This window comes from Actinokineospora terrae (assembly GCF_900111175.1).
GTDB classification, from domain to species: Bacteria; Actinomycetota; Actinomycetes; order Mycobacteriales; family Pseudonocardiaceae; genus Actinokineospora; species Actinokineospora terrae.
In genome coordinates this window covers 130,783-151,779 of sequence record NZ_FOGI01000017.1, presented here as the reverse complement: position 1 = coordinate 151,779, position 20,997 = coordinate 130,783, and the positions used below count along the sequence as shown (strand labels likewise).

At 71.5% G+C, this 20,997-nt stretch carries 18 protein-coding genes and 2 pseudogenes; 6 read left to right on the top strand and 14 right to left on the bottom strand.

Annotated elements, in window-relative coordinates:
- Positions 1–77: 77 nt before the first annotated feature.
- The 8 genes from BMY07_RS31170 to BMY07_RS31135 all read right to left on the bottom strand — a co-directional run bounded on the left by BMY07_RS31170 (position 78) and on the right by BMY07_RS31135 (position 9,802).
- Positions 78–1,700 carry a solute symporter family protein gene (locus BMY07_RS31170; protein WP_092786482.1) on the bottom strand — a complete coding sequence of 541 codons (1,623 nt, stop codon included), beginning with the start codon at positions 1,698–1,700 and terminating at the stop codon, positions 78–80.
- Positions 1,697–2,044: a DUF485 domain-containing protein gene (locus BMY07_RS31165; RefSeq protein ID WP_092786480.1), complete on the bottom strand. Its 348-nt coding sequence runs from the start codon at positions 2,042–2,044 to the stop codon at positions 1,697–1,699. Before BMY07_RS31165 ends, BMY07_RS31170 begins: the two co-directional genes overlap by 4 nt.
- A 64-nt stretch (positions 2,045–2,108) precedes the next feature.
- Positions 2,109–3,860, bottom strand: a complete 1,752-nt coding sequence (locus BMY07_RS31160; RefSeq protein WP_092786478.1) for a sodium/solute symporter — start codon at positions 3,858–3,860, stop codon at positions 2,109–2,111.
- Positions 3,857–4,207 carry a hypothetical protein gene (locus BMY07_RS31155; RefSeq protein WP_092786476.1) on the bottom strand — a complete coding sequence of 117 codons (351 nt, stop codon included), beginning with the start codon at positions 4,205–4,207 and terminating at the stop codon, positions 3,857–3,859. The genes BMY07_RS31160 and BMY07_RS31155 overlap by 4 nt, the downstream gene beginning before the upstream one ends.
- A 724-nt stretch (positions 4,208–4,931) precedes the next feature.
- The gene (locus BMY07_RS31150) at positions 4,932–5,696 is read right to left on the bottom strand and encodes a LytR/AlgR family response regulator transcription factor (protein ID WP_092786474.1); all 765 of its coding nucleotides are present in this window, start codon (positions 5,694–5,696) and stop codon (positions 4,932–4,934) included.
- Positions 5,693–6,772, bottom strand: coding sequence for a sensor histidine kinase (locus BMY07_RS31145; RefSeq protein WP_092786472.1), 1,080 nt, complete (start codon positions 6,770–6,772; stop codon positions 5,693–5,695). The genes BMY07_RS31150 and BMY07_RS31145 overlap by 4 nt, the downstream gene beginning before the upstream one ends.
- A 735-nt stretch (positions 6,773–7,507) precedes the next feature.
- Positions 7,508–7,756 carry a hypothetical protein gene (locus tag BMY07_RS31140; protein ID WP_092786470.1) on the bottom strand — a complete coding sequence of 83 codons (249 nt, stop codon included), beginning with the start codon at positions 7,754–7,756 and terminating at the stop codon, positions 7,508–7,510.
- Between the two features lie 174 nt (positions 7,757–7,930).
- Positions 7,931–9,802 carry an ABC transporter ATP-binding protein gene (locus BMY07_RS31135; RefSeq protein ID WP_245782765.1) on the bottom strand — a complete coding sequence of 624 codons (1,872 nt, stop codon included), beginning with the start codon at positions 9,800–9,802 and terminating at the stop codon, positions 7,931–7,933.
- A 79-nt stretch (positions 9,803–9,881) separates the two neighbouring features.
- Here BMY07_RS31135 and BMY07_RS31130 point away from each other — a divergent pair, with 79 nt between their 5' ends.
- Positions 9,882–10,661, top strand: a complete 780-nt coding sequence (locus BMY07_RS31130; protein ID WP_177215899.1) for an EI24 domain-containing protein — start codon at positions 9,882–9,884, stop codon at positions 10,659–10,661.
- A gap of 1 nt (position 10,662) precedes the next feature.
- Here the strand turns inward: BMY07_RS31130 and BMY07_RS31125 are convergent, their stop codons facing one another.
- Positions 10,663–10,968, bottom strand: coding sequence for a nuclear transport factor 2 family protein (locus BMY07_RS31125; protein ID WP_092786467.1), 306 nt, complete (start codon positions 10,966–10,968; stop codon positions 10,663–10,665).
- A gap of 70 nt (positions 10,969–11,038) precedes the next feature.
- On the opposite strand from BMY07_RS31125, the gene BMY07_RS31120 reads away from it, so the two are divergent.
- A complete protein-coding gene (locus BMY07_RS31120; RefSeq protein WP_092786518.1) occupies positions 11,039–12,082 on the top strand; it encodes a LysR family transcriptional regulator in 1,044 nt (347 codons plus the stop codon).
- Positions 12,083–12,480: 398 nt separating this feature from the next.
- Here BMY07_RS31120 and BMY07_RS31115 read toward each other — a convergent pair whose 3' ends face one another.
- The 4 genes from BMY07_RS31115 to BMY07_RS31100 all read right to left on the bottom strand — a co-directional run bounded on the left by BMY07_RS31115 (position 12,481) and on the right by BMY07_RS31100 (position 16,078).
- Complete coding sequence (locus BMY07_RS31115) at positions 12,481–13,323, bottom strand: SAM-dependent methyltransferase (RefSeq protein ID WP_092786465.1); 843 nt, start codon at positions 13,321–13,323, stop codon at positions 12,481–12,483.
- A 241-nt stretch (positions 13,324–13,564) separates the two neighbouring features.
- Positions 13,565–14,503, bottom strand: a complete 939-nt coding sequence (locus tag BMY07_RS31110; protein WP_177215898.1) for a carbohydrate kinase family protein — start codon at positions 14,501–14,503, stop codon at positions 13,565–13,567.
- A gap of 115 nt (positions 14,504–14,618) precedes the next feature.
- Positions 14,619–14,942, bottom strand: coding sequence for a hypothetical protein (locus BMY07_RS31105; RefSeq protein ID WP_092786461.1), 324 nt, complete (start codon positions 14,940–14,942; stop codon positions 14,619–14,621).
- Positions 14,943–15,178: 236 nt separating this feature from the next.
- Entirely contained in the window at positions 15,179–16,078 is a 900-nt protein-coding gene (locus BMY07_RS31100; RefSeq protein ID WP_143073732.1) for an XRE family transcriptional regulator, read from the bottom strand.
- 621 nt (positions 16,079–16,699) lie between these two features.
- On the opposite strand from BMY07_RS31100, the pseudogene BMY07_RS31095 reads away from it, so the two are divergent.
- From BMY07_RS31095 to BMY07_RS36310, 4 genes and pseudogenes are all read left to right on the top strand, one after another.
- Positions 16,700–17,896 (top strand): annotated as a pseudogene (locus tag BMY07_RS31095) (M14 family metallopeptidase); the annotation flags it as partial.
- Positions 17,879–18,310 carry a proprotein convertase P-domain-containing protein gene (locus tag BMY07_RS36315; RefSeq protein WP_425426377.1) on the top strand — a complete coding sequence of 144 codons (432 nt, stop codon included), beginning with the start codon at positions 17,879–17,881 and terminating at the stop codon, positions 18,308–18,310. The pseudogene BMY07_RS31095 and the gene BMY07_RS36315, both read left to right, overlap by 18 nt.
- Before the next feature lie 71 nt (positions 18,311–18,381).
- Positions 18,382–19,182 (top strand): annotated as a pseudogene (locus BMY07_RS31090) (S1 family peptidase); the annotation flags it as partial.
- A gap of 144 nt (positions 19,183–19,326) precedes the next feature.
- Positions 19,327–19,602, top strand: a complete 276-nt coding sequence (locus BMY07_RS36310; RefSeq protein WP_425426376.1) for a proprotein convertase P-domain-containing protein — start codon at positions 19,327–19,329, stop codon at positions 19,600–19,602.
- Between the two features lie 151 nt (positions 19,603–19,753).
- Here BMY07_RS36310 and BMY07_RS31085 read toward each other — a convergent pair whose 3' ends face one another.
- Complete coding sequence (locus BMY07_RS31085) at positions 19,754–20,881, bottom strand: hypothetical protein (protein ID WP_092786457.1); 1,128 nt, start codon at positions 20,879–20,881, stop codon at positions 19,754–19,756.
- Positions 20,882–20,997: the final 116 nt, after the last annotated feature.

Sequence of the window (20,997 nt, the reverse complement as noted above, 5' to 3'; positions counted from 1 at the left end):
ACGGTGCGGGCGACCCGCCCAGCCAAGTCGGGAACGATGCCGGGCGGGGACGAGGGGGCGGGTGGCGGGAGGGAGTGTTACTGACTTGCCTTCTCCGCGCCCGTGCCGGTGAGGGCGCGGACCTCCATCTCGGCGTACTTGTCGTCGCGGCGTTCCTTGGACAGGACGGTGCCGAGGAAGCCGAGCAGGAAGGCCAGCGGGATGGAGACCAGGCCGGGGTTCTCCAGCGGGAACCAGTGGAAGTCGACGCCCTGGATCATCGACGGGGTGGACGCCGTGGACGGCTTGCCGGACACCGCGGGCGAGAACACGATCAGCACGATGCTCGCCACCAGGCCGCCGTAGGTGCTCCACAGCGCGCCGGAGGTGTTGAACCGCTTCCAGAACAGCGAGTACAGGATGGTCGGCAGGTTCGCCGAGGCCGCCACCGCGAAGGCCAGCGCCACCAGGAACGCCACGTTCTGCCCGTTGGCCACGATACCGCCGACGATGGCGACGATCCCGATCACCACCGCGGTGATCCTGGCGACCCTGACCTCGGCGTTCTTGTCGGTCAGCTTGTCCTTCTTGATGATGTTGGCGTAGATGTCGTGGGCGAAGGAGGCCGACGCGGTGATGGTCAGCCCGGCGACCACGGCCAGGATGGTGGCGAAGGCGACCGCCGCGATCAGTCCCAACAGGACGGGTCCGCCCAGGGCCTGGGCCAGCAGCGGTGCCGCGGAGTTGCCCTTGCCCGGCGCGTTCCTGATGGCCTCGGGGCCGACGATGGCACCGGCGCCGTAGCCCAGGACCAGGGTGAACAGGTAGAAGATGCCGATCAGCCAGATCGCCCAGACCACCGAGCGGCGGGCCTCCTTGGCGGTGGGCACGGTGTAGAAGCGCATCAGGATGTGCGGCAGGCCCGCGGTGCCGAGCACGAGCGCCAGGCCCAGGGACAGGAAGTCGAGCTTGCTGGTCTCCGTGGCGCCGTACTGCTTGCCGGGGCTCAGCAGCGCCTCACCGGTCTTGCCGCCCGCGTCGACCGCGCTGCCGAGCAGGCTGGAGAGGTTGAAGCCGAACTTGGCCAGCACCCAGATGGTCATCGCCAGCGCGCCGGTGATCAGCAGCGCCGCCTTGATGATCTGCACCCAGGTGGTGCCCTTCATGCCGCCGACCAGCACGTAGACGATCATGATGACGCCGACCGCGGCGATCACCACGGCCTGGCCGGTCTTGTTGGTGATGCCCAGCAGCAGCGCGACCAGGCCGCCCGCGCCCGCCATCTGGGCCAGCAGGTAGAAGAAGGAGACGACCAGCGTCGAGGTGGCCGCGGCGGCGCGGACAGGGCGCTGGCGCATCCGGAACGCCAGCACGTCGCCCATCGTGTACTTGCCGGTGTTGCGCAGCAGTTCGGCGACCAGCAGCAGCGCGACCAGCCAGGCGACCAGGAAGCCGATGGAGTAGAGGAAGCCGTCGTAGCCGTTGAGCGCGATGGCGCCCGCGATGCCCAGGAACGAGGCGGCGGAGAGGTAGTCGCCCGCGATGGCGACGCCGTTCTGCGGTCCGGTGAAGGCGCGGCCCGCGGCGTAGTAGTCGGCGGCGGTCTTGGTGTTGCGGCTGGCGCGGAACACCACCACGAGGGTGATCGCGACGAAGGCGGCGAAGATGCCGATGTTGAGGGCGGGGTTGTTGCCGGTGACCCCGGCGGCGACGGCGCTCACCTGCCTGCCCCTTCCTCGACGGACTCGCGGATCCGGGTGGCCAGCGGGTCGAGTTTGCGGTCGGCGTAGCGCACGTAGAGGCTGGTGATCACGAAGGTGGAGACGAACTGGAGCAGGCCGAGCACGAGGCCGACGGTGATGTTGCCGACGAGCTTGGTGGCCATGAACCCGTGCGCGTAGTCGGCGAGCAGGACGTAGACCAGGTACCAGACCAGGAACAGCACGGTCATCGGGAACACGAACCGGCGTAATCTGCCGCGCAGTTCGACGAACTCGGCCGAGTCGTGCACCTTCTCCCAGTCGACCGCGGTGCTGTCGGGCTCGGATTGGTTCGGTGTGCTCATCGGGCGCCTCCCCTCGATGGTGGTCCGCGTCACGGTAGGGAGGGCGCTCGACGGCCGGGAGAGGTCAGCGGCCCAAACGACGGATGACGCGACGAGTGGCCGACGAACGGCGGGTCGGGGACGACGAGTGGCCCGGGTCACGGCCGGTGTCGCGCCGTTCCCGCAGGTGCAGCCGCAACATGGCGGCCTGCGACCAGGCCGGGGGCCTGCCGAGCAGCGACACCCCGACCATGGTGGCGAAGGCGAGCGGCACCGCCCACGGCGCGGGCTGGGCGATGAGGATCGCGGGCAGCCCCGACACCGGCGGGCCGAACAGGGCGAACGCGATCGCGCCCGCCGTGCCCGCGAGCCCGGCGGCGACCCCGGCGATGGCGCCCGCCGCGGTGAGCCTCGACCACCAGATGCCCAGCACCAGCAACGGGCAGAAGGTGGCGGCGGCGACGGTGAACCCCCAGGTGACCAGCACGCCCGCGTCCAACCGCGCCGAGGGCAGCGCGAGCAGCACCACCACGGCGGCCGCGGCCACGACGGTGAACCGGAGCCTGGCCAGCCCGCCGGGGACCAGGTCGTGCGAGATCGCCCCGGCCACGACGAGCAGCAACCCGAGCGAGGTGGCCAGGAACGCGGCGAACGCGCCCGCGGTGAGCAGGCCGGTGAACACGGTTCCGGTCAGCCCGTCGTCCACTTGGGACGGTAGGGCGACGACGGCGGTGTCGGTGGCGCCGGAGAGGTAGAGCTGCGGGACGAGGACCTTGGCGAGGGTGCCGTAGATGCCGGGGAACAGGTAGAAGACGCTGAGCAGGCCGACGGTGATCGCGGCGGTGCGGCGGGCGGAGCGGCCGTCCGGACTGGTGTGGAAGCGCATCAGCACGTGCGGCAGCCCCATGGTGCCGAGCATGGTCGCGATCAGCACGGCCCAGGTGCCCAGGACGGGGTGGCCCGCGTCGTGCGGGTCGAGCAGGGGCCGCTGCCAGTCGGGTCCGCCGGGGGCCGCGCCGCCGCGCACGCCGGGGACCGGGGCGCCCGCGGGGAAGACGAGGGTGGTGCCTTCGGAGACGCGGTACTCCCCCGCTGGGATCGGGATGGGCGCGCCGGTGGCGGACTGGACGGTCAGCGGGTCGTCGAGCAGCAGCGTCACCTCGAGGCCGAAGTCCACCGGGGTGTCGCGGGTGAAGTGGGTGAACTCGACCGGGTGCACGGCCTCGTGGCGCACCTGGGGGCCGACCTGGAGCAGCAGCCAGATCGCGGGGACGATGAACAGCACCAGCTTGAAGCAGAACTGGAACGCCTGCACGTAGGTCGCCGCGCGCATCCCGCCCACGGCCAGCGTCACGCTCACCACGACCGCGGCGATCACGACCCCCACCCAGTACGGGCCGTCGCTGACGACGCTGAGCACGAGCCCGGCGGTGCGGAACTGGGGCACGAGGTAGAGCCCCGCGATCACCAGCACGGTCACGGCGGCGAGCTTGCGCAACGGGGTGGAGGCCAGCCGCGCCTCGGCGAAGTCGGGGACGGTGACGGCCCCGGAACGGCGCATGGGGGCGGCGACCAGGACGAGCATCGCGACGTAGCCCGCGGTGAAGCCGACCGGGTACCAGAGCGCGCCCATGCCGTCCTTGACCACAAGTCCTGCTACGCCGAGGAAAGAGGCCGCGGAGAGGTACTCGCCTGACACGGCGGCCGAGTTGAGCAGCGGGGAGACGCGGCGGGAGGCGACCAGGAAGTCGGACGTGGTGCGCACGGCGGCTACTCCGCGCAGGCCGACCAGGAGCGTGAGCAGCACCACCGGCGCGACCGCGAACAGGGCGATCACTCGGGTTCCTCGGCTCGCTCGGCGCGCCGCAGCTGCCAGCGGGAGATGGCGACCATGGCGGGGAACGGGACGGCGACGATGGCGATCCAGGACAGGGGGATGCCTAGTACTCGGACGTCGTCCCATGTGGGGGTGAGGTCCAGGAGTACGGGGAGTCCGAAGAGGAGGGCTGCCAGGGCTGCCAGGGCTGTGAGGGCGGGGATGCGTTGGGCTCGGTAGACGCGTTGGGCTTGGCGGGTTTCGGCTGGGTCCAGGGTGGGTGGGCGCCAGGCTGTCCGGTGTCGTCTGCGGGCGTGGGCCAGGCGGGTTTGGGGGCTGGTGACGGCGATGCGGCGGTGGGGGGTCATGTTGTCACCGCCTGGCTTGTCCGGCTCTCGTGCTCGGCTTCGCCGTCGACGGTCAACGGCTCGCCTTCGGCATTGCGCTGGGACGCGAGTTTCGAGCTTTGCTCGATGCGGCGAACTTGTTTTGCGCGGGGCCCCTGAACCACCCGTGGCAGGACCGCAAAGCAGGGGCCGAAAAGCATGGCCCTGTCCGCGAACGACGCTACGGGCAGTCCTCCCCCACACAAAACAAGTCCGCCCCATCGAGCCGGGTTGGCACCAGCGGATCCGAGGAGCGTGGTTCGGCCAACGTTGTTTGGGGGCGGTTGTCGGCCAACGTCGTTTGGGGGCAGGTGGGACCAATGCGGTAGAGGGGCACGTTGGACCAACGTTGCAGAAGGGCGCGTTAGGCCAATGCTGCAGTGGGGCTCGTTGGGGCCAACCTCTGTGAGGCGCGCTTGTCGGCCAACGTTGTGGAGGGGCGCGTTGAGGCTGACGATCGTGGCGGGGGCGTGAGGACCAGCATCGCCAAGTCCCGAACGGTCGGGAGCGGAGGCTCCGAGGGCCGCGCGGGGACCAACGTCGGCGGACCATTGCGGTAGTTGTCCACAACGGACCAGCCATCCACAGTCTGGGCGCGAAGGGTATTGACAAGAGCGGGAAAGCGATAGGTTCAGAGATGGGGCCCCGGGCCCCGGGAGGGTGGGTCCCCGGAGCGGAGTTGATCTTGGGCGGGGGGAGGCGGGGGTCATCGTTTGCCTAGTTCGCCGCGTTGGGCGGCTAGGAGGAGGCGTTCGCGGAGTTCGCGGGCGTGGCGGCGGCTGACGGGGACGTCGCCTAGGGCGGTGTGGGCGAGCATGCCGCCCACGGAGTCCGAGCGGAGTTCGCGGACGGCGTCGAGGGCGACGAGGAAGCCGCGGTGGACGCGGGCGAAGCCGGAGCCCTCCCAGTACTCCTGGAGGCGGGAGATCGGCATGCGGACCAGGTGCACGCCCGACAAGGTGTGCAGGCGGACGTAGTCGCCGTGGGCCTCGGCGAACTCGACCTCGGCGCGGCGGACGTAGCGGGTGCGGCCGTCGGACTCGACCGGCAGCGCGGGCATGGCGTCGGGGCGGACGGACTCGGCGACGGTGGCCCTGCGGGCGGCGGTGGCGCGGACGACCCTGGTCAGCGCGTCGGCGAGGCGTTCGGCGCGGACCGGCTTGAGCAGGTAGTCCACGGCGCCGATGCCGTAGGCGGACACCGCGTGGCCGTCGTAGGCGGTGACGAACACGATCACCGGCGGGTCGCTGAGCTTGGCCAGCAGCGAGGCCAGTTCCAGGCCGTTGAGGCCGGGCATGGAGATGTCGAGGAACACCGCGTCGAACGGCTCGGCCTGGATCACCTTCAGCGCGCTGAGCGCGTCACCGGCGCCGCGCACCTGCGCCACGTCCGGGGCGGCGCGCAGCAACCGGCACAGCTCGTCCAGCGCGGCCCGCACGTCGTCGACGGCCAGCACCCGCACTCCGGTCACGGCACCACCACCCCCGGGGCGAACATCGGCATCCGGACGACCACCTTGGTGCCCGCGTCGCGCTCGGTCTCGACCACCAGCCCGTACCAGGAGCCGTAGACGGTGCGCAGCCTGCGGTCGACGTTGGACAGCCCGACGCTGCCCTCGGGTCCGCGCCCGGCCAGGATCGCCTCGGCGTGCGCCGGGGCCATGCCGACCCCGTCGTCGTCCACGGTGATGACGCAGTCGCCGCCCTCGGCCTCGCCGCGGACCTGGACCAGGCCGCCGGTGGCGCGCGGTTCGACGCCGTGCCGGACGGCGTTCTCCACCAGCGGTTGCAGCACCAGGTACGGGATCGCCACGGCCAGCACCTCGGGGGCGACCCGCACCTGCACCCGCAGCCGCTCGCCGAGCACCGCCCGCTGCAGCGCCAGGTACGTCTCGATCGCGTGGAACTCCTCGGCCACGGTGGTGTACTCGCCGTGGCGGGCCAGGCTGTAGCGGTTGTAGTCGGCGAAGTCGAGCATCAGCTCGTGCGACCGCTCCGGGTCGGAGTGCACGAGCGCGGCGATGACGGTGAGCGCGTTGTAGACGAAGTGCGGCGAGATCTCCGCGCGCAGGGCCCGCAGCTCGGCGCGGGCGGCGTGCTCCGCGGAGGCCTCAAGCCTGGCGCGGCTGAGGGCGGCGACCACTAGTTCAGTCGCCTCGCGGGTGGCGCGCGCGGGGACCTTGCCCGCGATGAGCAGCGTCCCGGCCAGCTCGTCGTGCACGTGCAGCGGGAGGACGACCAGCGGCGGCCTGCCCGCGCGGGCCTCGCTGTGCATGACCTCGTCGACGAGCGCCGCCCAGCGCGTCCCCCCGGGAACCGGCCCCGCCCACGTCGACCGCCCGGAAAGATCCGCCAACCCCACCGCGTCGGCACCGAGCAACCCCCGCAACCCCCGCGCGGCGGACGCGACCCCGGCACCGGTCAGCCCCTCGGCGAGGTCCTCGGTAACCCGCCTGGCCACGGCCAACACGGCCGCGGGGTCGACCGGGGGTCTTCGGGCGAACGGCAGCCGCGCACGCGGGCGCACTGGCTCGTCGTCCTCCGACATCGCTGTCCCCTTCGGCAGTTTCGTAGATGTTAAGCGCCCACGGCACACCGAGCCGACCCTCCCCGCACCCCCACCACCACCTCCCCGACTCACGGCGGCGGTCGAGTTGTCCCCATGGGCCTGACCTGTCCACAGGCCCTCGGTTCACCCTCTTGACAAAAGCCGCGAAGCGATACGCTGGATGCGGGTGGCCCCCGGGTGGGCGGGGGTCTGCCGTCCGCCGAGGGTGGGCTGAGCGCCGGGATTTCACGGGGACGGCCGGGGGTCGGAGCCGGGTTGGGGCCCGGAAAGGCCGGGGGTCGTGGCAGGGTTGGGGCCTGGAAAAGGCCGAGGGCCGGGGCAGGGTTAGGGCCCAGGAAGGCCGAGGGGCCAGGGCAGAGCCGGGCCTGGCGAGGGCAGGGGAACGGCCGTCGTTGGGCAGGTCCGGTGGCCGGCTCCGGGCGGGTGGTGGCTCCTGGCGGAGAACAGTCGAGGTTCGGGCGCGTCGGGGTGGGGGTCTTGGGCGGGGAGTCCAGGGGCGCTTGGGGCGGCGGGGTGCTCGGGGCGGGTCCTCGACCGTGCGCCACCAGGTGCCGCACGGTCGAGGACCCGCGGGCTGGACCCACTCCAAGGCGCCCTCCTCGACGGCCCCACCCAACTCACCGCGTACGCCGTGAGTTGGGTGGGGCCGTGAGGGTTGGCGAAGGTCGGGTGACCCTGTGGGGGGCGCTGCGGAGCCGAGGCGCTGGGGTGGGGTCAGCCCGACTTGATGGGGGTGAGGACGCCGGTCATGGCGGCTAGGCGGGCGGTGGCTCGGCGGTGGAGGAGGCGGCGGAACTCCTCGGGGGCGCGGGCTCGGTTGACCAGTTCGCCCGCTGCCTGCAGGACCACGGCGGTGACCACGTCGGCGCCGATGGTGGTGTGCGCGCCGACCAGGGCCGAACAGGCGTCCTCGGTGATCTGGCGCGGGTCCGGGGTGTTCGCTTGGCGGGCGGCAGGTGGCATTGGTCAAGCATGACGTGGCTGTGAAGTCCCCCGGTTGCCGTAGTGTTACCGCTCCCCTGGCGTTGAGCTGCAACGCATCCACGATCGGCTGACTGTCCACAGCGGACGAACGGGTGAAGTCGGCGAGTACTTCACCCGTTCGGCGCGCGACGATCGGGTGACGGGATCGCGGCCTCAGGCCGCGGCGGGGACCTCGTCGGCGAACTGGGTGCGGTACAGCTCGGCGTAGCGGCCACCGGCGGCGAGGAGGTCGGCGTGGCCGCCGCGTTCGACGATCCGGCCCGCCTCGACGACCAGGATCTGGTCGGCGGCGCGGATGGTGGCCAGCCGGTGCGCGATGACGACCGCGGTCCGCCCGGCGAGCGCCTCGGTGAGCGCGGCCTGCACGGCGGCCTCGGAGGTGGCGTCCAGGTGCGCGGTGGCCTCGTCGAGCACGACGACCCTGGGGCGGGCGAGCAGCAGCCTGGCGATGGTCAGCCGCTGGCGCTCGCCGCCGGAGAGGCGGTAGCCGCGTTCGCCGACGACGGTGTCGAGGCCGTCGGGCAGGGCGGTGACGAGGTCGACGAGCCTGGCCCGGCGCAGCGCGTCCCACAGGTCGTCCTCGCCCGCGTCCGGCCTGGCCAGCAGCAGGTTCGACCGGATCGACTCGTGGAACAGGTGCCCGTCCTGGGTGACCAGGCCGACCGTGTCGCGCACCGACTCGGCGGTCAGGTCCCGCACGTCGACCCCGGAGAGCCGGACCGCGCCGGTGTCGACGTCGTAGAGCCGGTTCATGAGCTGGGCGATGGTCGACTTGCCCGCGCCGGACGAGCCGACCAGGGCGGTCAGCGTCCCCGCCTCGGCGCGGAAGGAGATGTCGTGCAGCACCTGCTCGCCGCCGCGGGTGTCGAGGGTGGCGACCTCCTCCAGCGAGGCGAGCGACACCTTGTCCGCGGCGGGGTAGGCGAAGCCGACGTGGTCGAACTCGACCGCCACCCCACCGGCGGGCACCGGGCGCGCGTCGGGGGCGTCGGCGATCAGCGGCGGCAGGTCGAGCACCTCGAAGACCCGCTCGAAGCTGACCAGCGCGCTCATCACCTCGACCCTGGCCCCGGCCAGCGCGGTCAGCGGCGCGTAGAGCCTGGTCAGCAGCAGTGCGAGGGCGACAACGGCGCCCGGTTCGAGCGCGCCGGTGAGCGCGAGGTGCCCGCCGAGGCCGTAGACCAGGGCCAGCGCCAGCGCGGAGACGAGGGTCAGCGCGGTGACGAACACCGTCTGCACCATCGCCGAGCGCAGCCCGATGTCGCGGACCCTGGCGGCGGTGGCGGCGAACTCGGCCGACTCGTGGTCGGGGCGGCCGAACAGCTTGACCAGGGTGGCGCCGGGCGCGGAGAACCGCTCGGTCATCCGGGTGCCCATCGCGGCGTTGTGCTCGGCGGCCTCCCGGCGCAGGCAGGCCAGCCGCGTGCCCATCCGGCGCGCGGGGACGACGAACACCGGCAGCAGCACCAGCGCGAGCACGGTCACCTGCCAGGAGATGCCGAGCATGACGATCAGGGTGAGGGTCAGCGTGACGAGGTTGCCGACCACGCCGGAGAGGGTGTCGCTGAAGGCTCGTTGCGCCCCGATCACGTCGTTGTTGAGCCTGCTGACCAGGGCGCCGGTGCGGGTGCGGGTGAAGAACGCGACCGGCATCCGCTGCACGTGGTCGAACACCCTGGTGCGCAGGTCCAGGATCAGGCCCTCGCCGATGCCCGCGGACAGGTACCTGGCCAGCAGCCCGATCCCGGCCTCGGCCACCGCGGCGCAGGCGATCACGACCGCCAGCCACACCACCACCCCGGGGTCGGCCCGGCCGACGATGGCGTCGACCACCCGCCCGGCCAGCACCGGCGCGGCCACCGCCAGCGCCGAGAGCACCACGCTGACCAGCAGGAACCAGCCGATCCGGCGCCGGTGCGGCCGGGCGAAGCCGACCACCCTGCGCAGTGTCGCGGCGGTCGTCGGCCGTCCGTCCACCCTGGTGTTCACCGTGCGGTAGAGCGACTCCCACGCCGCCATCTGCATGTCCACGCCAGCCTCCTCGGCCGTTGTCCTGCCCAGACGGTAAAAGCTCCAGCAATGTCGAGGTCAAGGACTCCGTAGGATGCCGCTCGTGATCACAGTGCTGCGCGACCTCGGAACCGGTGTCGGCCTGCTCGGGCGCGGGTTCGCCCTCGTCCTGGGCAACCGGCGGCTGCTCGTGCGGGGCGCGCTGCCCGCGCTGCTGACCAGCGTCCTGCTCTTCGCCGGGCTCACCGCGCTGGCCCTGTTCGCCGACGACCTGGTCACCTGGGCGACGCCGTTCGCCGACGACTGGTCGCAGACGTGGCGGACGGTGCTGCGGATCGGGGCGGGGATCTCGCTGGTGGTGGGCGCGGTCGCGCTCTCGCTGCTGCTGTTCGCGGCGTTGACGCTGATCGTGGGCGGACCGTTCTACGAGAGCATCGCCGAGGAGGTCGAGGACCGGGAACTGGGCGGGGTGCCCTCGGCGCAGGAGATCGGGTGGGGCCGCTCGGCGTGGATCGGGCTGCGCGACGGGGTGCTGCTGGTGCTGCGCGCGCTGGTGTGGGCGGTCGTGCTGTTCGCGCTGGGCTTCATCCCGGTGCTGGGGCAGACGGTCGTCCCGGTGCTGGCGGTGTGCGTCGGCGCGTGGCTGCTGACCATCGAGATGACCGCCATCCCGTTCGTCCGGCGCGGCGCGAGCCTGCGCGACCGCCGCCGGGTGCTGCGCGGCCGCCGGGCGTTGACGCTGGGGTTCGGCATCCCGGTGTACCTGCTGTGCCTCATCCCGTTCGCGGCCCTGCTGGTGTTCCCGGCGGCGATGGCGGGCGGCACGCTGCTCGCGCACCGGGTCAGCGCAGGAGCTCCCGCGGGTCGAAGGTGACCTAGATCCGGGTGACCTCGCCGTCCACCACGTGACTCCAGTTGGCGGTCTGCAACGGGGGCGCCTGGGTGGTGTGGAGTTCGAACCAGGTGAGCACGTCCGGTCCGTCGACGAACCTGTGCCGCACCTTGGCATCGGTGACGATCGCCGACAGGCCCTCGATGCCCTTGCGGCACTCCTGGGCGCCGTTCGCCTGCCCCAGGGGGCCTTGGAAGGTGACGTCGTCGGCGAGGATCTGCTGGAGGCGGTCGAAGTCCTTGGCGTTCCAGGAGTCGAAGTAGGTCCGCACTGTCTCTTCAGGAGTCATGCGTCGAGTGTCGACCGGATTCGGGTAGAAGTCGAATAGCGGCTTGTTCCAGGTGCTAGAACTGGTGCTTATGGAGCTGCGTCAGCTGGAGTACTTCATCGCGGTGGCCGAGGAGGGTGGCTTCACCCGGGCCGCGGCGCGGGAACGGGTGGCGCAACCGGGGATCAGCGCCCAGGTGCGGCGGTTGGAGCGGGAACTCGGGCAGGCCTTGTTCGACCGCTCGGGGCGCGAGGTGCGGCTGACACAGGCGGGCGAGGTGTTCCTGCCGTACGCACGGGCGGCGATTCGGGCCACTGTGGACGCTCGGGTGGCCGTGGACGCGCTGTCGGGCCTGCTGCGGGGACGGGTCACCGTGGGCATGCTGACGGCGACACCCGCCGGGGACCTGGTGCGGCTGCTGGCGGAGTTCCACGCGGCGCACCCGGGGGTGGAGATCAGCCTGCGGGAGGACACGTCGGACCGGTTGATCTCGTCGCTGCTCGCGGGGGCGGTGGACGTGGCGTGGGTGAGTGTGGCCGGGGAGGTGCCCGCGGGGCTGGAGAGCGTTGTGTTGACGGAGCAGCCTTTGGTGGCCGTCGTGGGGGCTCCGGACGCGTTGGGCGGGTCCGCGAGCGTGCGGGTCTCGGCGCTGCGGGACCGGGTGCTGGGGTGCTTGCCGGTGGGGACGGGGTTGCGGGCGGCCCTGGAGACGGCTTGCGGGGCGGCGGGGTTTCAGCCGCGGGTGGGGTTCGAGGCGAGTTCGCCGGAGGTGGTGGTGTCACTGGCGGCGGCGGGGATGGGGGTGGCGGTCGTTCCCGCGGCGGTGGGCGCGGCAGCGGCGGGCGGAGGGGCGGCGGCAGCGTCGACTGGACCGGATTCGGTGCGCGCGGCGACAGGGGACGCGGCGGCTGGGGCGGCCTCAGCGGTTCCGGGTTCGGTGGGCACGGTTGCCGGTTCCGAAGGTGCGGGCTCAGCGGCCGAGGATGCGGGTCGTGGGGGGCAGGTGCGGGTGGTCCGGTTGACGCATCCGGTGCCGGTGGGGCGGGTGGTGTTGGCCTGGCGTGGCGGGGATGGGCTCGGGCCGGCTGCTCGGGTCTTGGTGGAGACGGTGCGGGCCGGCCTGGTGGGGCGCTGATACTGCGGTGTCCGCGGATCAGCCAGGTCCGCGCTTCAGGCACGCCTGCCCAGGTCTACCTCGCAGCGACAGTTCCCGGTCACACAGCTCAACGGCCTCCGCCGCAGCCAATCCCAGGCCCACCAACACTCTTACGCCGCACCCTCTTACCCAGCCCGAGCGCCTTAGCCCCACCGCAACCGCTTCGCGCGCGCACGCCAGTCCGGCCCCAGCCCCCACCCTCTCCGGGGGGCGTCCCAGTGCCAGTCTATCGGCACCCCCCGACAGTGGATCTTGAAACAGGGGCCCACAAGATCCAGATGTGGATGACTTCTGTCGCTGGGATGGGTGAAAGTCTGGGACGTGGCGAGGTGACCGGCGCGGGGGTCGCGCAGGTCAGGGGGCGGGAGGGGGCGGAGTCAGAGTTTTTGACCCATGCCGCAGAGCATCATGAAGTTCATGTCGTTCAAGGGGGTCATGCGGGGGCCGTCTGGCCACCACTCGTGCAGGTAGGAGAGGCCGGGTTCGACCATTTCCAGGCCCTTGAACCAGCACTCGATCTCGGTGCGGTCGCGGAAGGCGGTGGCGATCTTGGTGCTGCGGAAGACGTCGCGGAGGGTGGCGGCGAGGGTGGAGTGGTGGCTGCCGTCGGCGGGGTCGTACTGCTGGCTGATGACGACGTACGAGCCGGGGGCGAGGGCGTCGACCCAGCCGTGGACGGTGGCGCGAGCGACGACGTCGTCGAGCAGGTGGCCGGTGACCGCGCACAACATCAGGCCGACCGGGCGGTCGAAGTCGATCCGGCGGCGCAGGTCGGGGTCGGTGGTGACGTACTCGGGCTCGGTGATGTCGTAGTCGAGCATGTGCGTGTTGTCGTTCTCCTCGAGCAACGCCCGCCCGTGCGCGAGGACCACCGGGTCGTTGTCGACGTAGACGACCTTGGCGTCCGGGTTGTGCCGCTGCACGATCTGGTGGGTGTTGTCCACGGTGGGCAGCCCCGACCCGAGGTCGATGAACTGGTCCACACCACGCTGGGTGACCAGCAGCCGCAGCGCCCGGCAGAACCACTCACGGTGGTCCTTCGCCATCTGCCGAACACCGGGGGCCAGCACCGCGAGCTGCTCGACGGCCGCCCTGTCGGCCGCGTAGTTGTCCCTACCACCGAGAAGGGCGTCGAACAGGCGCGCCTGGTTCGGCGCGTCGAAGTCGATCGCCATGCCCTTGGCGCAGTCTTCCCAGGGCTCGGACTCGGCAGCAGGCATGTGACTGACTCCACAGGAAGCGGCAACGGACGGTGAACAGACTAGGACACGCGGCGACCGCTTCGAACGGACCCCACCGTACGTCGTACTCGTCAGAGTGGTTCCCGCGCGCCCCCTGGCGCAACCGTCACCCGGATGACGGAGCACGGTAGGGGTCATATTGGGCCGAATGGCGGCGTTGTCGGACCTCTGACAACCGGGGTCGGGTTAACCCGTAAGGGTGGTAGGCGACCACCGAGTGTCAGCCGGATGTCGGACCGAGCACCTCGGCCACCACACCCAGTTCGGACGCCCGGGGCGAGTCGGCACCCGCACGGGAACAGGTGACCGCCCCGACCGTGGTGGCGACGGCGAGAGCGTCACCCACGGTGATCTTGTCGAGCCTGCCGAGCGGAACTCGACGGCCGGCGAGCACCATCAGCAGGCCCGCGGTGAACGCGTCGCCGGCGCCGACAGTGTCAACGACGTCGATCTCGGGGGCGGCGCGCTCGACGGCGAACGAGGTCGTTACGGCTAGAGCGCCGCGCGGGCCTCTAGTCAGCACCACGAGGCGCGGGCCGAGGATGAGCAGCGACTCGGCACGGCTGACCGGGTCTGTGCCCGGGTAGAGCCATTCAAGGTCCTCTTCGCTTACCTTCAGCACGTCCGCGAGCCCGGCCTGGCGCTCGAACCGCGCTCGGGCGACCTCAGGGCGTCCGGCGAGGGTGGGGCGGATGTTCGGGTCGAGGCTCACGGGGGTGCCCGCCGCCCTGGCCGCGCGCATGGCGGCCTCGACGACGCTGGGGGCGAGGGCGGCGGCGAGCGAGCCGGTGTGCAGGAACGCGGCGCCGGGGACCGGCGGGACCTCGCGGACGTCCCAGGCGACCCGCAAGTCGTAGCGGGCGACGCCGTGCTCGTCGGTCGCGGCGAAGGCGACGCTGGTCGCACTGGTCGCGCCGGTCGCCGCCGGGAGCACCCGGGTGTCCACACCGGACTCGTCGAGGTGCGCGCGGACCATGGCGCCGAACAGGTCCGTGCCGAGGCTGGTGCTCAGCACCGCCCGCCCGCCCAGCCTGGCGACGGCGATCGCGGCGTTGGCGGGGCCACCACCGGGGTGCGCGGTGAACGTCCGCCCGTCCGCCGCGGCGACCAGGTCGACCAACGCCTCGCCGACCACGCTGATGACGCCCTGCTGATCCATGCCGAGCACGGTAGCCCTACCGCCGTCCGGCACACGCCGTCCGGCACGCGCTGGGTTCATGGCTGTACGGCGGAAACCCCGGTGCGCGCGGGAATCGGGCCGTGTGGGACCGCGGCTAGGACGGGAACGGCAGCTGGGGTTGGGAGGCCGCGGAGCTGGTGATGGCGGCCGCGCGGGCTTCGGCGGAGGCGAGGCAGTGGCCGCAGTTGACCGGTTCGGCCACCGGGTGCAGCTCGCCCGCGCCCGCGCCGGACCAGCCCTGGCCGCAGGCGGGGGCGGGCATCGCGAGGCCCGCGACCCAGGGGGTCATCCGGACGGCGTGCACGACCGGGGATCGGCGGACGCGCAGGTTGCGGTCGGTGAAGCGGGTGGTCTCCTGGGCGGCGAGCGACGACAGGCCCGCGTAGAGCGGGTCCGGGATCAGCGGCTCGGTGGTCACCTCCCCAGCATGCCGCACCGCCCCGACAATCCCCCCGCACGAGTGAGACCCGCGCGTGGACCCGCGTGTTCCCCCAGGTCGCGTTGTCCACAACCCCGAGGTTGTCCACAGATCCGGCCAACTCGCCCCGTCGATCTTGCGCACCCACTAGACTGGCCTAGGGGACGCCCCCCGGAGAGGGTGGGGGCTGGGAGGGGTCCGGGGATGGCCTCCGCGAGTCGGGAGCGGTGGGGAAACTACGGGGTGCCCCAGGCCCAGCGGATGCCGTAGCGGCCGGGTTCGAGGTCCAGGGCCAGGGCGTGGGCGGTGTAGGCGGAGTCGAGGGTGAGGGCGCGGACCTGCTCGCGGCCGTCGACCTCGGCGAACTGGACGCAGTAGCGCGGGAGGGCTCGGGGGTCGAAGCGGACCTCCAGCAGGTACTCGCGCACCGGCATACGACTCACGCGCTGGTGGCCGTAGGCGGTCTGGCGCGGGGTCGGCAGGTGCGACTCGTGCTCGACGATGATCGTCTCGCGGCGGCCGAGGGGGCGGTCGAACAGCAGCTCGGCGGCGACCTGGCCGCCGCGCAGGTCGACGTTGACCTTGCCGAGGGAGCAGTTCCTGGTGCCGGTCAGCGACGGCGGCCGGCCGCCCTCGCGCTCGGCCCAGCCGGTGACCACCAGGCGGTCGACGCCGTCGCGTTCGGCGCGCAGGACCTGGCGGGTGCGCTGGACGCGCTTGGCGCGGTCGGCGCCGATCTCGACCCGGTCGTGGGCGGAGAGGCGGGTCAGCGCGGCGTCGTGGGACAGGTCGAGTTCGGCGACCAGGCGGCGGAACTCGGTGGTGTCGGCCCACGGGGCGGACGCGGCCAGCGGCTGCGGGGCGCGGCGGGCGGAGCGGCCGCGGGGCCGGGGCGCCTCCAGGAGTCCGCGCAGCGCTCCCCCGGCCAGGCCGAGCAATTCCTCCAGGTGGCCCAACGCGGCCATCGACCGGGGTCGCTCCGGTCGGCTGCGGCCGGTCTGCCAGTAGCTCAGCGTCGCGAGGCTGACAGGAGTCCCCCTGGCGCGCAGCTGTTGGGCTACCCGTTCGAGGGTTGTCTCACTGTCGGCAATAGCCGCGCGCAGGGCGTCGGCGAAGCAGTGCGGGGCCGGGTCCACCTACCGGAAGGTAGCCCCGGCCGCCCGGAAGTGGAAGGGGTGGTTCGTTGCACGACCGCCCACGGCCACGTTCGATATCGGGGCCGCCCTTTGCGAAATCACCGCGTTATTCACTACGTATCCGGCCCCCGATTGAGAGATACCCGATCCGGTAACGGCAGCGATATCCCGACACCTACCGAAACCGGAGCCGGACAAGGCAGGTACCCGGTATCGGCCGACCGGGTATGCAAGGGTTTTCACTGTTGACAGATAGCCACGCTTTCGGTCCGTCACCGGCCTGACCAGCGGTTGGGCCACACCGGCCCGACGATCGTGCGTGCCCGTGCGGGTACTGGACACCGGTGTCGCCCGGTCATACCAGCGATTTCCCACCGCGGCCCGGACGCAGATCAACAGATGGGAAGAAACGGCAACATCCCACCCCCGCCGCGCTCTTGCCGAGTGCGCGGAAGAGGGGCCAGTATTCGCCGGTAACGCTGTTGGTGTCGTGTCCGGTGCGGACTCGACCCGGTGGCGGCAAACCCTCCAGCGCCGTCCGCGGCGCTCCCTGTGGGAGGAACGTTGAAACGCACTCGATTCACCCTGATCGCCGCGATCACCGCGGCGGCAGCGGTGGTCATGTCCACCGGCGGCGTCGCCAGTGGCGGTCAGTCGACCCAGGCCGAGCAGCGCGCGACGGCCGAGTACGCCGTGTCCGGTGTGCGCACCGCGCAGCAACGCAGCGCGATCGCGGCGACCGGGGCGGCGGTGAACGGCCGGGAGGACAGCAGGCTGCTGATCACCGCGACGCCCGCCGAGGTCACCAGGATCCGCGCGCTCGGGTTCGGGGTCGTGGCCGACGCGACGACGACGCCCACCGACCGCGGCGGGGCCGGGACGATGGACTTCCCCAGCGCCGACGCCGGCTACCACAACTACGCCGAGATGGTCGCCGAGCTGAACAAGGCGGTCACCGACCACCCCGGCCTGATCAGCAAGCAGGTCATCGGCAAGTCGTACCAGAACCGCGACCTGTACGCGTTCAAGATCTCCGACAACGCCGCGACCGACGAGAACGAGCCCGAGGTCCTGTTCACCCACCACCAGCACGCGCGTGAGCACATCACCGTGGAGATGGCGGTGTACCTGGTGAACCTGTTCACCGACAACTACGCCACCGACAGCCGGATCAAGGGCCTGGTCGACTCGCGGGAGATCTGGATCCTGCCCGACCTCAACCCCGACGGCGGCGAGTACGACATCGCCACCGGGTCCTACCGCAGCTGGCGCAAGAACCGGCAGCCCAACTCGGGCTCGACCGCGGTGGGCACCGACCTCAACCGCAACTGGGACTTCAAGTGGGGCTGCTGCGGCGGCTCGTCGACCAGCCCCAGCTCCGACACCTACCGCGGCCCGTCGGCGGGCTCGGCGCCCGAGGTGTCGACGGTGCAGAACTTCGTCAAGAGCCGGGTCGTCGGCGGCAAGCAGCAGATCAGCACCGCGATCGACTTCCACTCCTACGGCGAGCTGGTCATGTGGCCGTTCGGCTGGACCTACGACCAGGTCGTGCCCGGCATGACCCGCGACGAGTACAACACCTTCCAGACGCTGGGCAAGTCGATGGCGGCGACCAACGGCTACACCCCGGAGCAGGACTCGACGCTCTACATCACCGACGGCGCGATCGACGACTACCTGTGGGGCGCGCACAAGATCTGGGCGTTCACCTTCGAGATGTACCCGACCGGGTCCAGCGGCGGCGGTTTCTACCCGCCCGACGAGGTGATCGCCAGGGAGACCGCGCGCAACAAGGCGGCCGTGCTCAACCTGCTCGACTACTCCGACTGCCCGCCGCGGGCGATCGGCAAGACCTGCGGTGGCACCACCCCGCCCGACCCCGGCGGCAAGGTCTTCGAGAACACCAACGACGTCACCATCCCGGACGGCGGTGCCGCGATCACCAGCGACATCGCGGTCTCCGGGGTCACCGGCAACGCCCCTGCCACGCTCAAGGTCGACGTCGACATCAAGCACACCTACCGCGGTGACGTCGTGCTCGACCTGGTCGCGCCGGACGGTTCGGCCTACCGGCTGAAGAACTCGTCCACCAGCGACTCGGCGGACAACATCATCGCCACCTACACGGTGAACGCCTCGACCGAGGTCGCGAACGGCACCTGGAAGCTGCGCGCCCAGGACACCTACCGCTCCGACACCGGTTACATCGACAGCTGGAAGCTCACCTTCTAGCCGTCCCCCGGATTCCACACCCTGCTACAGCGCCACGACCCGGTGCTGTGTGGACATGAGAGGACAGACCCTTGAAGAGGTTGACCAAGCTCCAGAAGGCGCTGGTGCTGGCCGTCGGGACAGTGGCCGCCGCCGCTGCCGTGGCGGGCCAGGCACTCGCCGCGCCCCCGAGCGCGCAACCGCCCACCGACATGAGCCCGCAGGTCGTCGGCGGCACCCGCGCCGCCCAGGGGGAGTTCCCCTGGATGGTGCGGCTGTCGATGGGCTGCGGTGGCGCCATGTACTCCGAGAGCCTGGTGCTGACCGCGGCGCACTGCGTCAACAGCACGGGCAACAACACCGGCATCACCGCGACCTACGGCGTGGTCGACCTGCAGGACTCCGGTCGGGTGACCCGCACGTCGAAGTACGTGTACCGCAACCCGGGCTACTCGACCTCCACCGGTGGTGACTGGGCGCTGATCCAGCTGTCCAGCCCGATCACCGGCGCGGCGACCCTGCCCATCGCCACCACCACCGCCTACGACTCCGGCACGTTCAGCATCGCGGGCTGGGGCGCGGCGTCCGAGGGCGGCGCGCAGCAGCGGTACCTGCTCAAGGCCCAGGTCCCGTTCGTGTCGGACTCGTCGTGCAAGTCGGCGTACCCGAGCCTGAAGTCCGCCGTCGAGATCTGCGCGGGCTACACCCAGGGCGGCACCGACACCTGCCAGGGCGACTCCGGTGGCCCGATGTTCCGCCGCGACAACGCGAACAACTGGGTCCAGGTCGGCATCGTCTCCTACGGCCAGGGCTGCGCCCGCCCGAACTACCCCGGCGTGTACGCCGAGGTGAGCGCGCTCTCGTCGGCGATCGCGGCGAAGGCCAGTGAGCTCGGCGGCACCCCGCCGACCACCACGCCGCCGACCACCACGACCCCGCCGACCACGACGACCAACCCGCCGTCGGGCCGCACGTTCGAGAACACCAACGACGTCACCATCCCGGACGCGGGCGCCGCCATCACCAGCGACATCGCGGTGTCGGGCATCTCGGGCAACGCCCCGGCGACGCTCAAGGTCGACGTCAACATCGTGCACACCTACCGCGGTGACCTCGTCATCGACCTGGTCGCGCCGGACGGTTCCGCCTACCGGCTGAAGAACTCGTCCACCAGCGACTCGGCGGACAACGTGGTCGCCACCTACACCGTGAACGCCTCCACCGAGGTCGCCAACGGCACGTGGAAGCTGCGGGTCCAGGACACCTACCGCCAGGACACCGGTTACATCAACAGCTGGAAGCTCACCTTCTAGCCGTACCGGGCCCCTCGGGCCTGGACAGTCCGGACATGACACCCCCGCCTTGGTCGGTCAGGCGGGGGTGTCGCCGTTCCCGGGTCAGTGGGATGTCCCGGAAGCCGAACGGCACCGCAGGCGTGCCCGCGGTGCCGTTCGGGAAGTGCGCCTAGCGGGGGAGCTTGACCTTCCAGATCACGGGAGCGGGGCCCGCGGCGCCGAGGACCGTGCCGGTGTTGTTGATGGCGACCGGGGTCACGCTCGCCTGGCCCGCCGTGCCCAGGTCGTAGGACTTGCCCGCGCGCCACAGGAAGGCGCGGCTCTGGCCAAGGGGGGTCTCCGACCAGCCCACGACGTCGCCCAGGTCGTTCACCGCGACGGCAGCGCTCGCCCCACCCCCTGGAGATCCGAGTTCGATGGCCACCCCGTCGCGCCAGAGGACGGCCCGGCCGCCGGAGGAGCCGACGATGTCGCCGTTGGCGTTGATCGCCCGGCGGTTGTTCGACACCGTCGCGGTCGTCGCCCCCGGGAGCGCGGGCAGCGCGAGGACCTGGTCGCCGACCCAGCGGTACCCGGTGTTGCCCTGGTTGCCGACGATGGTCCCGCTGTCGTTGGCCGCCACCACCCCCACCTCGCCGCTGCCGCCGGTGGGCAGCCGGGCGCACTGCCGCGCGACGCACCGGAACGCGTACGGGCCGGTGCCGAACATGGGCAGGAACGAGCCCGCCGCGGTGCCGTTCTCCGTGACCACCGGCAGGCTGACGTGCGGTCCGGATGTCGGGGCGCCGAGCCGGGCGAACGACCCGTTCTGCCAGAGGCCGATGTTCTCCATGTGGTAACCCTGGTTGGAGTTGGGGTAGGTGATCGGGACGTAGCCGCTGTCGGTGATGTCCCCGGTGATCACGTACGACTTGCTGGGGCCGTTCAGCACCTGCGTCGTCCCGTCCTGCCACAGCTTCGGTGTCTGCTCGTAGGTGCCGCTGGTGCTGCTCACGTACTCGGTCCCCACGACCTGCCCGCGGTTGTTGAGCCCGGTCGGCGCCCCGGGCCCGAGCACGCTCACCGAGCCACCCTGCCACAACAACGCCTGCTGCGGCCCTGTCCCGTAACCACCGGCGATGACGTCACCGCGGTCGTTGAGGTCGATCACGGACGCGCTCGTGTACCCCGGCGGCAACGGCAACACCGCGTCGGACAGCAGCGGGCTGCGGACCGCGCCCTCCGCCGCGGCGAGCCCCAGGAACGGCGCCACGAAACCGACCAGCACGACCCCGACTACCGCTTGCTTGCGCTTCATGGTCCGAATCTAGCGGCGGCGCGACCACCGCAAACAGCACCCGGACAGCCCAAAGTGGTCGTCTCGAACCTCGAACCTCTTGCCGCGCAAGGGGTTCGCCCGAGGTTTGTCCCGGC

Excerpts from the sequence above, each read along its gene's own strand:
- BMY07_RS31165 (WP_092786480.1), bottom strand. The coding sequence starts at position 2,044 with ATGAGCACACCGAACCAATCCGAGCCCGACAGCACCGCGGTCGACTGG.
- BMY07_RS31155 (WP_092786476.1), bottom strand. The coding sequence starts at position 4,207 with ATGACCCCCCACCGCCGCATCGCCGTCACCAGCCCCCAAACCCGCCTG.
- BMY07_RS31145 (WP_092786472.1), bottom strand. The coding sequence starts at position 6,772 with ATGTCGGAGGACGACGAGCCAGTGCGCCCGCGTGCGCGGCTGCCGTTC.
- BMY07_RS31140 (WP_092786470.1), bottom strand. The coding sequence starts at position 7,756 with ATGCCACCTGCCGCCCGCCAAGCGAACACCCCGGACCCGCGCCAGATC.
- BMY07_RS31135 (WP_245782765.1), bottom strand. The coding sequence starts at position 9,802 with ATGCAGATGGCGGCGTGGGAGTCGCTCTACCGCACGGTGAACACCAGG.
- BMY07_RS31130 (WP_177215899.1), top strand. The coding sequence starts at position 9,882 with ATGCCGCTCGTGATCACAGTGCTGCGCGACCTCGGAACCGGTGTCGGC.
- BMY07_RS31125 (WP_092786467.1), bottom strand. The coding sequence starts at position 10,968 with ATGACTCCTGAAGAGACAGTGCGGACCTACTTCGACTCCTGGAACGCC.
- BMY07_RS31120 (WP_092786518.1), top strand. The coding sequence starts at position 11,039 with ATGGAGCTGCGTCAGCTGGAGTACTTCATCGCGGTGGCCGAGGAGGGT.
- BMY07_RS31115 (WP_092786465.1), bottom strand. The coding sequence starts at position 13,323 with ATGCCTGCTGCCGAGTCCGAGCCCTGGGAAGACTGCGCCAAGGGCATG.
- BMY07_RS31110 (WP_177215898.1), bottom strand. The coding sequence starts at position 14,503 with ATGGATCAGCAGGGCGTCATCAGCGTGGTCGGCGAGGCGTTGGTCGAC.
- BMY07_RS31085 (WP_092786457.1), bottom strand. The coding sequence starts at position 20,881 with ATGAAGCGCAAGCAAGCGGTAGTCGGGGTCGTGCTGGTCGGTTTCGTG.